Source organism: Opitutaceae bacterium, from assembly GCA_015075305.1.
Taxonomy (GTDB): Bacteria; Verrucomicrobiota; Verrucomicrobiia; order Opitutales; family Opitutaceae; genus UBA6669.
On the sequence record JABTUS010000002.1, the window covers coordinates 320,907 to 334,320 of the forward strand.

Here is a 13,414-nt window from a genome sequence, read left to right on the forward strand (position 1 = left end):
TGGAATCGAACCGGCGCTGAATGGCCATGCGCGACACCAGGTCACGACGGAGCGTGCCCCTCCAATGAGCGTTTTTCAGTGTGATCGCATGATCCTCTTGGCCCGGGTCGTCAGCGGTCCGGCAGGCGCTCGAAAAAGCCGATCGAGAGTTTCACATCATCCCCTCCGACGCGCGTCCAGGAGTAGTGTGACTGAATCCGTTCACGCAGGGGGGCGAAGCGCGCATTGCCGAGCGCATTGTCCCTCACCACCCACACAATGTAGCGCACCTGGTACTTCAGCAGCCACGCCAGGGGATCCTCCATCGTGCCGGCATAGAAGGCCTTGATGTCGGCGAAGCGCTCGCGGATCTCCGGAAAATCGCCGCGCCAGGTGGTTTCATGCCAGGGCCAGCCAAGCAGGCTTTGCTTGCGGGCAAAAAGCGTCACCGCGGGAGAACTCGTGTTGGTCATCTCCAGCCCGCTTTCAATCGTCACCCCGTCGGGTCGCGCACCCAGGATCGCAATCAGATCGGCGATGACCGGATCCTTCTGCGTCCAGCCCGCGCCGCTCAGATTCCCCACCGAACGTCGCTCGGTGTTCAGGTAGCGCCTGCCCAGATCGATCGCAAACACACAGGTCGGCAGCAGCAGGAGCATTGTCCCGTACCGGCAGATGCGCGACGCCGCGCCCAGGTTCAGCGGCCCAACCGTCAGCACGATCCCGGCATAGGCCCACGGCCACCACTTCAGCGTGGTGTTGAAGCGGCTCCACGCGCCTCCGTAGAGGTCATCATTGTACAGCAGTTCAGTGACCAGCAGGATCAGCGTCCAGGTTACGAACAGATAGGTGGAGAACGCCCGGCGCTCCTTGTTCCACCAGGAAAGCACAAGGATTCCCGCGACGGGCCAGAAGATCATGAGCCAGCCAGGCAGAGGCGTGCGATCGACCGGCTCCACCAGGCGGATGGCCGCGTATTTCGCCGAAGTGCCGAGCGCAAATCCACGCAAATGCGGATAGACAAGCAGAGCCGCCGCCAGCGCCCCAAGCACTCCGGGAAGCAGGCAGCTCCGCTCGCGCCGGATCGTGCGATAGACAAACCATCCGCCGACAAGCAGGACTTGAAGCGGATAGATCCAGGTGTTCGACACGAGCGAAAGCGGAATCGTCGCCGCGAGCACGGCATGCAGCGCGCCGCGCCGGCGCGGCGCGTTGTCAGTTTCAAGAACCGCAATGATCAGGCAGGCCATCGCGAGCAGGAGATGTCCGGCGAGCGGCGGATGGTAATCACCGTGCGCGATCACGAAGCTCAAGGGCTCGAGCGGAAGATCGCGCGGCTGCACCCCTGGCGTGGACATCAGTGACGACACCCATTTACCGAGACCGTTGAGTTTTCCGTCGGTCATCGCCACGCCGAGAAATCGCACGCTCGAGCTGTAGTAGGCGCTGCCGTTCACGAGAAATCGCACGCAAAGCGCAGCTCCGCTTCCGCCAAGTACCAGGGCCGCAACCGGAATCCAGCGCGTGCCGCGCGAGGGGCACAGGCGCGCCACCGTCGCAGCCATTGCTCCGACGATCAGCGACACAAGCACGCAATACCCGAGCAGGTAGCTCTGCCCCGGCCCGATGCCGATCACGCGTCCCATCAGAGCCGCGCAATAGTGCTGAAACGAATAGTAGAAATCTGCGCGGTACGGCCAGAGCCAGCGATCCGGCGCGGGCAGGCGGCCGCCCAGCATGTAACCGTCGATGAACGCGAGATTGGGCATGCGCTCCGACTCGAAATCGATGTCCGGAAAGGAGTACCGCCACATCAGGCAGTAGAGGAATCCCACAGCGAACATCGCCTCCACGCCCAGGTGTTCGATGACCACCGCACGATGCCGCCAGATCAGCCACAGCGACAGCACCGTGGTGATCGGAAGGATCGGCGGCGACGCTCCCAGCGCAAAGAAATGCTCGATGAAGAAGAGCGCGAGGCATGGAAAAACAACGCCCGCCACCCGCCCGATCGCGTAGTTGCCGAGAAGTCGCCAGCCAATCAATCCCGCACCCAGGAGATTCACCCAGATCAAGCCGACGGTCAGCGTCAGAAAGATGAGTTTCATGGTGGCGCGGGTGGGCGGACCCGATGACCGGGGAGGAAGGGTAACAACGGCACAGCGCAGCCAGCCTGTAGTCTCCCATGGGGATTTCACGTCCGAATTGGCGTCCTGGAGGGGAAATCCCAAGGAATCGTTTGAGTTGCACGGCGGCAGGCTTCAGCTCTCTTGTCACGATCTCCGCATGCCCGACCCTTCGCAGCCCGATCTTTTCGCCGAGGACCCTCCGCCTCCAGCAGGCGCGCCCCCGACCGGATCCCCGCCGGCGGAGCACCAGCCGCTGGCGGCGCGCATGCGTCCTCGATCGATTTCCGAGATCGTCGGCCAGGATCATCTGACCCGGCCCGGGAGCCTCCTCCCGCGGCTGATTGCGACCGATCGCTTCGGGTCCCTCATTTTTTACGGGCCTCCCGGCTGCGGAAAAACCAGCTTCGCCGAGGCGATCGCACGCGAAACGCGCAGCCGTTTCATCCGCATCAACGCCGTCATGTCAAACGTCGCCGAGCTGCGCGAAATCCTCGCCACCGCCCGCCGGCACCCCGAGGCGCGCACGCTGCTCTTCATCGACGAGCTTCACCGGTTCAACAAGTCGCAGCAGGACCTCCTCCTCCCCGACGTCGAGAACGGATCCGTTCGCCTGATCGGAGCCACGACCCACAATCCCGGCTTTTACATCAACCCTCCCCTGCTCTCGCGCAGCCACCTCTTCCGGCTCGAGCCGCTCTCAACTGAAGCTGTCGTCCAGGTTCTGCGGCTGGCGCTGGCCGATACGGAGCGCGGACTCGGCGGGCAGCGCGTGACAGCGGGCGACGCGCTTCTCAACGATCTCGCGGTCCTGTGCGACGGCGATCTGCGCCGGGCGCTCAATGCTCTCGAGGTCATCGTCTCGGGGCTGCCCGCGGACTCCGCGCTCGCGGCCACCGACATCGAGGTCTTTGCGCGGGAGCGGCGCATCCGCTATGACGCCGACGAAGATGAGCACTACGACACCATTTCCGCCTTCATCAAGAGCTGTCGCGGCGGTGATCCCGACGCCGCCATGTACTGGCTCGCAAAAATGCTGGCCGGCGGCGAGGACCCGCGCTTCATCGCGCGGCGACTCGTGATCCTCGCGAGCGAGGATGTCGGCCTCGCGGATCCGCAGGCGCTGCCATTGACCGTCGCCGCCCACCACGCCTGCGATTTTGTCGGTCTGCCCGAGGCGGAACTCACGCTCGCGCATGCGACGCTCTACATCGCGTGCGCCCCGAAGAGCAATTCCGCCACGATCGCCCTCGGCAAGGCACGAAGCCTCCTCGAAAAGGAACCCGTGCAGGCGGTTCCCGTCGCCCTGCGCGACAAGAGCGGCCAGGCCAGCAAACGCGCCGGTCACGGCAGGGACTACCGGTACTCCCACGACTATCCGGAGGCCATCTCCGGACAGGACTACCTCGAGAAACCCGTCGACATCTACACGCCCAAACCCGTGGCCTGGGAGGCGAAGATCGCCGAACGCCTGGCACGCTGGAAGACGCTGAAATCCGAACTTGCAGCCAGCGCTCAATGCACCATCCCTTCCCAAGCCCGATCCCGCGCCAGCAAGTCCGACGACACCCAAATCTAAAACTGCGTCGGCGCTGGCGAACAAATTCATTGAGGCGTTCACCCCAGTACGATTCAAAAACCTTTACCCGAACTTCACGCTGCAACCCTTGAGCCGCGTCGATTAGTAGCTAGATTTCCCGAGCATGAAGCTTAGTTCCCAAGTATTGAAGACCCTGCTGATGACGGCATCCATGTCGATGGTCGTGCCGATCCTCGCGCAATCGGCCCCCTCTCCGAAAGCAAAGGTGAACAAGAAGAGCCCGGAGCTCCCGGAACCGGAGGTCAAACTCCCCGGCATCGTTGTCGCCCACGGCGACGGCTGGCTCAGCCTTTCGCTTGAAAACGGCACCTTCCGCCTCGGGCTCTACGACTCGAAGAAGCAGCCGGTCGACATGCCATACGCACGGGCAACCGCGCGCTGGAACTCCACGCTTCGCACCAGCGAACAGCGCCTCGTCCTGAATCCCGCCGGCGACGGCAAATCCCTGAAGGGCAACAAGCCGGTGAAGCCGCCCTATGTCTTCAAGGTCTATCTGACACTGATGAACGCCGACGAAACCGTCGGGGGATCGTACGTGATCGACTTCAGGGACTGATTGACCGGCTGCGGGAGGCGCGGCCCGACGGGAGGGAGGAGTCGGACTCCGTCGCGTTCACACGCGCTGCATGACGACCGCGACGCTGAGATTCTCGGTGTGGGTCCCCTTGAAGACTCCCCTCGTCGGCGAGCAATCGAGGTAGTCCCGCCCCATCGCCACCCTGACATGCCGCTCCTCCGCGACGCAGTTGTTCGTGGGGTCGAGCGGCCACCAGTATCCACCGGGCAGATACACCTCCACCCAGGCGTGGCTCTCGCTGGCGCCGATGAGCCTGGGCGATCCGTTTGTCTCCGAGGCCCTGCGCTGGGATTCGGTTTCAATGTAGCCGGTCACATAACGCGCCGGAATCTCGGCCGACCGCAGGATCGCGATCATCAACTGCGCGAAATCCTGGCAGACCCCCGCCCTGAGCTTCAGCAGCTCCACTGAGGTCGTGTCGACGCGCGTCGCGCCCGGCTGATACCGGAACGTCTCCTTGATCCAGGCATTGAGCCTGAGCAGCGCCGGTCCAAGGGGATCCCGCGCCTTCAACATTTCGTTCGCAAGCGCATTGATCTCCGCAGAAAGCGCGATCGCCGGAGAAGGCATGAGAAATTCAAAAAGGCCCAGTTTCTCGGCCCGGTAAATCTGCGCGGCCTCCGAAATGCTGACAGCCAGCGCATGGTCCGGCGGGGCGCAGGGCATCGTCTCCACGTCGCTGATACTCTCCAGGAGCAGCTCCTCATGGCGCTGGACGATCGAGAACGTCTCGACCTGGTTGCCAAAGTAATCCGCGTACGTGTGAATGTTGCACGCCGGCTGCGTTGAAAAACTCCGGGCATTCAGGCGCTGGTGCGCATCATTGGCCGGGGTCAGCCGCGCCTCCATGAACGATTCCGACGCCGCCCCCGCATAGCGGTAGCGCGTGCGATGGCTGATTCGAAAACGCATGGGTGCGGAGATCAAATCAGCCGCGTGTCCCCTGGCAAGATTGGGGTTCTCCGGGCCCGCTTGCCCGCCTGCGCCCGGCCGCCCGCAGCGGGTTGACACGATTTTGCGCGTTCATGATCCTCCGGCCATGAGTCTCACGGCCACGTCATCGTCCTTTGACAGCGTTGAATCCGCCATTCAGGACATCGCCCAGGGCAAGCTCGTGATCGTCACCGACGACGAGGACCGAGAGAACGAGGGCGACCTGATCATGGCGGCGTCCAAGGCCACGCCACAGACGGTCAACATGCTCATCCGCTACTGCAGCGGCATTGTCTGTGTTCCGATGCTCGAGCACCAGTTGAAGCGCCTCGGGCTCGGGCCGATGGTCGCACGGAACCGGGAATCGCACCGCACGGACTTCACCGTGAGCGTCGATGCCGCCGAGGGCATTTCGACCGGCATCAGCGCCTATGACCGCACGCAGACGATCCTGGTCCTCGCCGGTGAGCATTCGCGGCCGGAACAACTGGTGCAGCCCGGGCACGTTTTTCCGCTTCGTGCGCGGCCGGGCGGCGTGCTTGAGCGCGCGGGCCACACCGAGGCGGCCGTCGATCTTTCGATTCTCGCCGGGCTTCATCCCAGCGGCGTCCTGTGCGAACTCGTGAACGATGACGGCACCGTGCAGCGCCTGCCGGAACTGATCGAGTTCAAGCACCGCTTCGGTCTGAAGATGATCTCGATCGCGGCGCTCATCGAGCACCGCGCCCGACGCGACCAACTGGTCGAGCGCGTGGCCAGCAGCCCGTTCCAGTCATCGTACGGAGACTTCACCCTCCATGTTTTTCGCAGTCGCCTGGATGGCCGGCACCATCTGGCCTTTGTCATGGGTGCACCCGGTCCGGAGCCCACGCTGGTCCGAGTCCACAGCACAAACATCCTCAGCGATGTTTTCCAGGGCAGGGGCATGCACAGTCATCGCTCGCTTGAGTCCGCACTGGAGGCCGTGGCCAGGGCCGGCAAGGGAGTCATTCTCTACATGGAGCCGGCAAATGCGGGCGACCTCCTTGTCAAGCGGCTCGGCGCGAAACCTGACGAGCCGCACCCACCCATGAGCTTCCGCGACTACGGCATTGGCGCGCAGATCCTGGCGGCGATCGGATTGCGCCAAATCCGCCTGATGACAAACAATCCGCGAAAGGTGGTGGGGCTCGATGGATACGGCCTCGAGATTGTCGAGCAGATCCAAGTCTAGGCGCGACGCAGGACGCGCTGTTTGAAGGAGCAAGCTGCATGATCGGGCGACGGGCCCGTGCGAAGAGCCAGCACCTTGCATCCGGTTTGGTTTGCACCCCGCCGCACCAGCGTTCCCACTAAACGGTTCATGATGAGTCTCGATTCAGCTCCCGCATCCTCCGTGGACGCCTCCCGTCTCGCATTCGGGATCGCGGCCGCGCGCTTCAATCCGAGGCTGGTGGACGCCCTGCTTGAGCGCGCGCACGCCGAGCTGCTTCGCGCCGGAGTCCGGACGGCCCGGATTCGTGTCGAGCGCGTGCCGGGCTCGCACGAGGTTCCCTACGCCGCGCAGGCTCTCGCGCTGGCCAAAGGCGTCGACTGCGTCATCGCGCTGGGTGTTCTCATCGGCGGGGACACCAATCACCACGAACTGGTGGGGGAGAGTGTCTCCCACGCACTCCAGCAGGTCGCGCTGCAGACACGCGTGCCGGTGATCAACGGCGTCATTGTCGCCGACACCCTGCGGCAGGCGGAGGCGCGCACGATCGGAAAAATCAACCGCGGCGTGGAGTTCGCCCACGCCGCGCTGGAAATGGCCGCGCTCCGCCGACGCCTGTCCCGCTAAACCGGCCGGGACTCCCCTCGTTCTTTTCCTCTCAATGAGCAAAGCCCATTTCGCCCAACGCCGTGACGGCCGGACAGCCGCACTCCAGTACCTGTTCGCGTGGAGCATGAATCCTCCGCTGAACCTTGCCGAGGACCTCCGTGTTTTCTTCGAGGGAAAGGACAAGCCGCGCGAGCACTACGCCTTCGGGGAGGAATTGATCCATGGAACCATCCAGCATCTCGCGGAGATCGACGGCTACATCCGCTCGCTCGCGCACAACTGGGAGTTCGACCGCATAGCAAAGATCGACCTCACCATCCTGCGCCTCGCGATCTTCGAGATGAAGTTCCGCACCGACATCCCGCCCGTCGTCTCGATCAACGAGGCCATCGATCTCTCCAAGGAATTCTCCAACGCCGACGCCAAGCGCTTCATCAACGGCATCCTGGACCGGCTGAAGGGGCAGCTCGGACGCGACGCCCGCAAGGCCGGAGCCTGACAAGCCTCCCCGGCCCTCCCGCACCCTCAGCCGCCGCCATGCTCGGTCTCTTCAGGAAATTCAAGGAAGGTCTCTCGAAGACCGTCGCCTCGATCACGGAAAAAACCCGGGGGTTGTTCTCGGGACACAAGATCGACGCCTCGTCCCTGGACAATCTGGAGGAGGCTCTTTACACCGCCGACTTCGGAGTCGCCACCACCGAGGAAATCCTCTCGGAGATCAAGTCCGCGTACAAAAAGGACAAGGACCTTCGCGGGCAGGAGGCCGCGCGGATCGGAGCGACCGTTCTCGAGCGCGTGCTCGCCGGCAGCGAAGGCAGGCTTCAACGCGCCGCAACATCGCCGACCACGATCGTGATGATCGGCGTGAACGGTTCCGGAAAAACAACCACCTCCGCCAAGCTGGCGTGGAAACTGAAGCAGGAGGGGGGGACCGTCACGCTCGCGCCTGCGACACGTTCGAGCCGCCGCGGTTGAACAGCTCAGGACCTGGTCGCAGCGCCTCGACCTCGAGCTGGTCGCGAGCCACACGGGTGCCGATGCCGCCGCCGTCGCCTTCGACGCCTGGCAGGCCGCGCGCGCGCGCAATCGCGACTATCTCATCGTCGACACGGCAGGCCGTCTGCACACGAAGAGCAACCTCATGGAGGAGCTCGCAAAAATCCGGCGCGTCCTCCAGCGGCACGACCCCACGGCCCCCCACCACAGCTGGCTGGTGGTCGACGGCTCGCTGGGAAGCAATTCAATCGAGCAGGCGAAGGTTTTCCACAAGGCATTCGGCCTCACCGGCCTCGTTGTCACCAAACTCGACGGCACCAGCCGCGGCGGTGCCATCGTCGGCATCTGGCGCGAACTGAAGCTGCCCATTTATTTTCTCGGACTCGGCGAGCAGGCGGAGGATCTCCAGGTTTTCGAGATCGAAAGCTACGCCCGCGCGGTGTTTGGCATGGAACCCTGAGAATCGAGCGGCGACGGACAGGCTTCAGCCCCGGCAATCAGCCTGGAATGCGCCTCCTGCGCGCGCGCTGCGGGAAATTAAATCACGTTGAGCACATCACCGACGCGCAGTGTGCCGCCCTTGGTTTCGTGGATCAGGTTCTGCGCGAAGATCACCTGCGTCGAATCCCTTGGATTGCGACGAAAGGTCGCCAGCGTGGCCAGCGGCTCCCTGCCCCGTTCACCCGTGAGCTGATCGGTTGTTGTCATGATGCAGCGCACGCTGGGGCCGCCGGCACGAAAAACGATCTGCCCGATCTTGAATCTCGCCCAGCCATCCTCGGCAAAGGCGTCGCACCCGGAGACCACCAGGTTCGCACGAAAGCGGTCCATCGGCACCGGCTTCCCGCCCGCGGCGGTGATGCGGGCGTTGAGACTCGCAAGCGAAGCCTCGCTCAGAATCAGGAACGGAAACGCATCCGCAAACCCCACCAGGTCCCCTGCGCGCGCAACGCCTTCCCTGGACACCGGTCGGTTGAACGCCGGACCGATTCTCACCAGACCGCACGCCCGCTCCAGCACCTGCGACAGCCATGCCGCCGCCGTCGCGCCACAATCCTCCGCCTGCAGTCCCTCGCTGCGCCAGATGCTGACCGTGCGAACCGGCGCAGCGTCCTCCTTCAATGGCACGCGAATGCCGCCGTGGCCCTCCGCGGAAAGCGTCAGGTGCGTCGCATCGAGAGCTGTCGACACCCGTGCCATTTGCGGCAGCACGCGCTGCGTCAGGAACTTTCCATCGGAATCGACGACCAGAAACCGCCGGTCGCCCACCAGCCCCAAGGCGTCCACCGAAGCGGTTTGAACGGAAACACCGCGCAGTGACTTGACCGGATGGATGTGAAGCTCCTCCAGATGCATGAGAGGCAGGATCGTCCCGTCAGCCAATGCACGTACACACGCGCGGTCGAGCGATTTTCCAAGTTTCATGCCGCCACAATGAGCCACAGCATCAACGAGATGCACAAGCAGCGAAGAAAATTTTTTCCGCCTTCCGTAACTTTTCCGGAAGCGGCGTGTTATCTCGGCAACTCAATCAATAGCATATGAACGCTTCAAAGTTCTCACTGTTCCTCGTCGCGATCGCCCTTCTGGGCATCGGTTTCAATCTTGCAGGTGTCCTGCTCGGTTTCTTCTCGCCCCTGGCTTTCGGCGCCCTCGTCATCTCCCTGTCCCTGCTTGTCGCCGTGCGCGACTATTCGTCGCAGCGACCTGGCCTCGCGCTTGCAGACACGACTGTCCGCACTCCGCGCGCCCGCCTGCCGCTCGCCGCCTGATCATTGGCGTCTGGCCGCATGCGTCATTGCCTTGAGGCAACCGAGACAATCATCGACAGAAGCCGCGGCGACTAAGCGTGTCGCCGCGCTCACTGGGCTGGTCCTGAACCCTTCTTAAGCAGAGCATCAAATCGCTTCAATGCATCTTGTAGACCCCCGATCATTGCGCAGTCGATCTCGACGTAGCCCGCCTGATCGGTAATCACGAACCGAGGAATAGACAGACTCGCTGCCAAAACACTTGAGATGCACAAACGATTGAGCAACATGTGGCATATCGTGTCAAACCTGCGACGCGAGGGACGAGGCGATCCCCAGCGCGTATTCACGAAGGGAAGTGGCAGGAGGTGACGGTGGAGACGGCGCGTTGGTCATGGTTTTCAGCCATGGCGGCGATGAAGTCAGTGGTGGTTTGATGAGGTTTTCTGCGCCAGTGGATGAACAGGCTGTTTGCCCAGCGGTTGAAGATGGCGTGGATGCGCACGGCCCTGCGTGTGCGCAGGCGGCAGGTGTCGTCATGGCGTGAGACGTCGAGGCGTGCATGCAGTCCGTTCTCGATGCCCCAGTGCTGGATATTGGCCTTGAGCCAGTGGGCCGCAGGGCAGTTGGGCCAGTGGACGACTGGTGATCAGAGTCACCGTCTCGGATGGCTTGAGGGTGCGGTGCCGGTGGAGCCGGGCGGCTTGTGCAAGCAGGGGAAAACCGGCGGCTTCCCCGTCAAACTCGCGAGCGACAAGGGTGCGGGTGACCGGCTGGCCTTTCTCCATTGTGGTGCAGCGCACCGCCATCGGATCGTTCAGCGGGGAGAAAAAGGGGGGGAGGGATCGGGCACCGCCGCCTGCACCGTCGCGGCGAGCTGGGGCTGGTTGCCTTTGACGGTCATCAGGTAGTCGCCGCCGTGTTCGAGCACGATCTGGCGGGCGGTCTCCGCCTGGGTGTGCAGCGCATCGATGCTGACAAGCCGCCCGTCGAGTTCGAGCCTCGAGCACAGGGTGCGCACGGCGGGTATCTCATTGGTTTTTTCAGCCACCACCTCGGTGCCCAGGAAGTGAAGGCTGGGCACGGTGACCGCGGTGACCACATTGAGTCCGCCGCTGTGCCTGGGCACCTTGCCATCGAGCACGACGATCTGCCCACTGGGCGGTGCTCCCCGCACCTGCGACTGGTGCGCGAGCAGCACCGCCTCAATCTGCTCCTCGCTCACGCGGGCGAACATCCGGCTGAATGTCGGCTGACTGGGAGCCGGATAGCCGCTCCCGGAAATGCGCCTCACACCAAGCGCGCCGCGCTGGCGCGAGGAGAGCCGGCGTGCAAACGCCGCCAGATCCTTCTGTCCCCGGGGCGCTCCGGCAAGATAGGCGCACGCGGTCAGCCCCAGCAGCGCAAAGAGCGGATACCGGCCCACACGCTGCCGGTACTCAGGCACCGCACGAAAGTGCTCCGAGAGCGACTTGAGTGCCGCGGCCTTGAGCGTGCTGCGCACCGGCACCCTGGCCTCGACCGCCGCCAGCGAGGGCTTCAGGTGCTCGGCCTGAAGGCTGCGGCGCGCGTTTCTGACCAGTTCACACACAAAAAGCCGCTTGGGCCGGTTGTGGTTTTCGTAGTAGTCGCGCCGTGTGCGTCCGTGCCCCTTGGTAAGCCCCAGCTCCGTCCAACCCGAGGCCCGGTAGACGCTGCCTTGGAAACGCTCGGGATCCACAAAGGTCTCCACCACGAGCACCGGATGAGCGTAGCGCGCCTGCCAGTCCTCGCCAAGCCTTGCCAGTATCCGGCTGAGCACCACGGAACCCAGATTGGGCACGCTGCGTCCGGGCAATATCAGGAAGCGCACGTTGTTGGCCACCAGCGCCAGCCTCCTCCTTCTCTGCTCATCGCTCCATCCAATCCACTGCTCTCGCGCCCGCAGGTGCTGCGCGGCCGCCGCGAATATCAGCACCGCCACCCACTCACCCTGCGCATCGCTCACCGCGTAATGAATCTGCGCGCTGAGGCGATCCCCTACTGCCGTACATATTGTGAACCCAACATTGGCAGCACCGCACCGCTCTCATGATGTGCAACTCGATCTCTCGCCAGAAAAATTCAAATTGCTTCATCACGGAAACGAAGATGAAGACTGCGACACGCTGCGTGCTCGCCTGCATTCCCATGATTGTCTCTACTGGAGGGACTTTTGGAACAGGGAGCAAGTTCAGAGTGTGAGGGATTCCATTGCGAGACAGATTGACCGGGTCGGTTTTTTCTCTGGACGATGCTGTGGTTGCAGGTCGCGAAGTGAGGCGCGCCATGAGCAATCCTCCAGGTCAGCGCGATCCAGAATTGCGACATTTTGTCTTCGGTCCACGTATGCTTGATTTCTTCGCATGCTTTCTGGGCTGTAGCCTGGGTCCGCAAGCCCGGGTGTCGGATGGTGGCTTGCAGTCATCCCACAGCTGGTGCCGCATTCGCAATTAGAACTCCGATTTGTCTCCGGTGGATCTCCGGAGGTTGGTTTGCACGGGAAGAAGAATGTGCTCGGCCTTGCGCCCTGGATTGCACAGCCGGGCCATGAGCAGGCGGTTCACCTCCTTTCCGATACGGGACCGAGGGACACCTACGCAGGAGAGCGGTGGATCGTAAAACGCTGAAACTTCATGATCGCCAGCGCCAATGACGGCGATGTCGTCCGGGATGCGCAGCTTGGCTCGCTTGATGGCATGGTAGGCGCCGAGTGCCATGCGGTCGGTCACCGCGTAGAGGGCATCGATCCGCTTGCCGGTCGAGAGAAAACGGGACATGGCCTTGAATGCGCCGAGTTCGGTGAGTTCGTCGGCGGCGATGACATGAGCTGTTTCCCCTAGTAGAGCGGCGCTGTTAGCGACGAAGCTGTCGACGCGGATAAGAGTGGTCTGGGTCAACGGATCTCCGTGCAGCACCGCAAGGCGGGAGCGCTTCTTCCCACGGACAAACACCTCGGCCGCCAGGGCACCCGCCCGAGGGTCTTCGAGGACTGACGTATAACTCGGAATCGTACGGTTCACCATGATGACGGGGTAGGTCAGGTGTGTCCTGGCGAGGTACATGTCATCCTCAGGCGTGGTGTTCGCGATGATAGCGGCGTTGAAACGATCGCCCGTGAGCAGGCCCGGGAGGTCACGCAGCCTGCCTGGGGAGAACATCTCAATCATTAACGAAAATGCACCGGGCTCGTCATCTGCGACGGCGTGCCGCAGTGTATGCATGAACTGATTGGCTACATTGAAAGGTGAACCATAGCTTGTCACAAAGGCGACGATAGGACGGTCGCCGCCACCCACGCGGCGCAGGCGGCGTGCGCCGATATTGGGCAGATAGCCCAGCTTCGCGGCTACCGCGCGAACTTTCTCCACCGTAATCAGCGAGATGCGCCGTTTGACATGTCGGTTGCTCAGCACGGCGGATACCGAGCCAACCGATACGCCCGCCTCGTTTGCAACATTCTGCAGCGTGACATTGCCCGGCAGCTGACGTTTTCCGGACTTCATGAGCTGTTGCGAGAGGATTGGAAATCCACAGCGAGCATCGTTCCTCCGAATATTGTGCTCGCAGCGTGCAGCGTCCTCAAGCCCAAAGCCCGCGTCGCCTTGGACTGGACTGATATGCGGCGATCTG

General features: G+C 63.1%; 12 protein-coding genes and 1 pseudogene. 7 read left to right on the plus strand and 6 right to left on the minus strand.

The window, feature by feature from the left end; genetic code table 11:
- Positions 1-110: 110 nt before the first annotated feature.
- A complete protein-coding gene (locus tag HS122_05800) occupies positions 111-2,087 on the minus strand; it encodes a hypothetical protein (GenBank protein ID MBE7537907.1) in 1,977 nt (658 codons plus the stop codon).
- Between the two features lie 178 nt (positions 2,088-2,265).
- Here HS122_05800 and HS122_05805 point away from each other — a divergent pair, with 178 nt between their 5' ends.
- Together HS122_05805 and HS122_05810 are read left to right on the plus strand one after the other, a co-directional pair.
- Positions 2,266-3,684, plus strand: a complete 1,419-nt coding sequence (locus tag HS122_05805; GenBank protein ID MBE7537908.1) for a replication-associated recombination protein A — start codon at positions 2,266-2,268, stop codon at positions 3,682-3,684.
- Positions 3,685-3,808: 124 nt separating this feature from the next.
- Positions 3,809-4,261, plus strand: coding sequence for a hypothetical protein (locus HS122_05810; protein ID MBE7537909.1), 453 nt, complete (start codon positions 3,809-3,811; stop codon positions 4,259-4,261).
- A gap of 57 nt (positions 4,262-4,318) precedes the next feature.
- Here HS122_05810 and HS122_05815 read toward each other — a convergent pair whose 3' ends face one another.
- A complete protein-coding gene (locus HS122_05815) occupies positions 4,319-5,194 on the minus strand; it encodes a transglutaminase family protein (protein MBE7537910.1) in 876 nt (291 codons plus the stop codon).
- Positions 5,195-5,321: 127 nt separating this feature from the next.
- On the opposite strand from HS122_05815, the gene ribB reads away from it, so the two are divergent.
- From ribB to ftsY, 4 genes and pseudogenes are all read left to right on the plus strand, one after another.
- Positions 5,322-6,428 carry a 3,4-dihydroxy-2-butanone-4-phosphate synthase gene (gene ribB, locus HS122_05820; GenBank protein MBE7537911.1) on the plus strand — a complete coding sequence of 369 codons (1,107 nt, stop codon included), beginning with the start codon at positions 5,322-5,324 and terminating at the stop codon, positions 6,426-6,428.
- A 132-nt stretch (positions 6,429-6,560) separates the two neighbouring features.
- The gene (gene ribH, locus HS122_05825) at positions 6,561-7,034 is read left to right on the plus strand and encodes a 6,7-dimethyl-8-ribityllumazine synthase (protein MBE7537912.1); all 474 of its coding nucleotides are present in this window, start codon (positions 6,561-6,563) and stop codon (positions 7,032-7,034) included.
- 34 nt (positions 7,035-7,068) lie between these two features.
- Complete coding sequence (gene nusB / locus HS122_05830) at positions 7,069-7,515, plus strand: transcription antitermination factor NusB (protein ID MBE7537913.1); 447 nt, start codon at positions 7,069-7,071, stop codon at positions 7,513-7,515.
- A gap of 38 nt (positions 7,516-7,553) precedes the next feature.
- Positions 7,554-8,472: pseudogene (gene ftsY / locus HS122_05835) on the plus strand (signal recognition particle-docking protein FtsY).
- Between the two features lie 77 nt (positions 8,473-8,549).
- Here the strand turns inward: ftsY and HS122_05840 are convergent.
- Positions 8,550-9,368 (minus strand): MOSC domain-containing protein, encoded by an 819-nt coding sequence (locus tag HS122_05840; GenBank protein ID MBE7537914.1) that lies wholly within the window; start codon positions 9,366-9,368, stop codon positions 8,550-8,552.
- Positions 9,369-9,553: 185 nt separating this feature from the next.
- Here HS122_05840 and HS122_05845 point away from each other — a divergent pair, with 185 nt between their 5' ends.
- The gene (locus HS122_05845; protein MBE7537915.1) at positions 9,554-9,784 is read left to right on the plus strand and encodes a hypothetical protein; all 231 of its coding nucleotides are present in this window, start codon (positions 9,554-9,556) and stop codon (positions 9,782-9,784) included.
- A 325-nt stretch (positions 9,785-10,109) separates the two neighbouring features.
- Here the strand turns inward: HS122_05845 and HS122_05850 are convergent, their stop codons facing one another.
- The 3 genes from HS122_05850 to HS122_05860 all read right to left on the minus strand — a co-directional run bounded on the left by HS122_05850 (position 10,110) and on the right by HS122_05860 (position 13,287).
- Positions 10,110-10,268 carry a hypothetical protein gene (locus tag HS122_05850; GenBank protein MBE7537916.1) on the minus strand — a complete coding sequence of 53 codons (159 nt, stop codon included), beginning with the start codon at positions 10,266-10,268 and terminating at the stop codon, positions 10,110-10,112.
- A gap of 312 nt (positions 10,269-10,580) precedes the next feature.
- The gene (locus tag HS122_05855) at positions 10,581-11,750 is read right to left on the minus strand and encodes an ISAs1 family transposase (GenBank protein MBE7537917.1); all 1,170 of its coding nucleotides are present in this window, start codon (positions 11,748-11,750) and stop codon (positions 10,581-10,583) included.
- Between the two features lie 484 nt (positions 11,751-12,234).
- On the minus strand, positions 12,235-13,287 hold the full coding sequence (locus HS122_05860) for a LacI family DNA-binding transcriptional regulator (GenBank protein ID MBE7537918.1): 1,053 nt from the start codon (positions 13,285-13,287) through the stop codon (positions 12,235-12,237).
- Positions 13,288-13,414 lie beyond the last annotated feature (127 nt).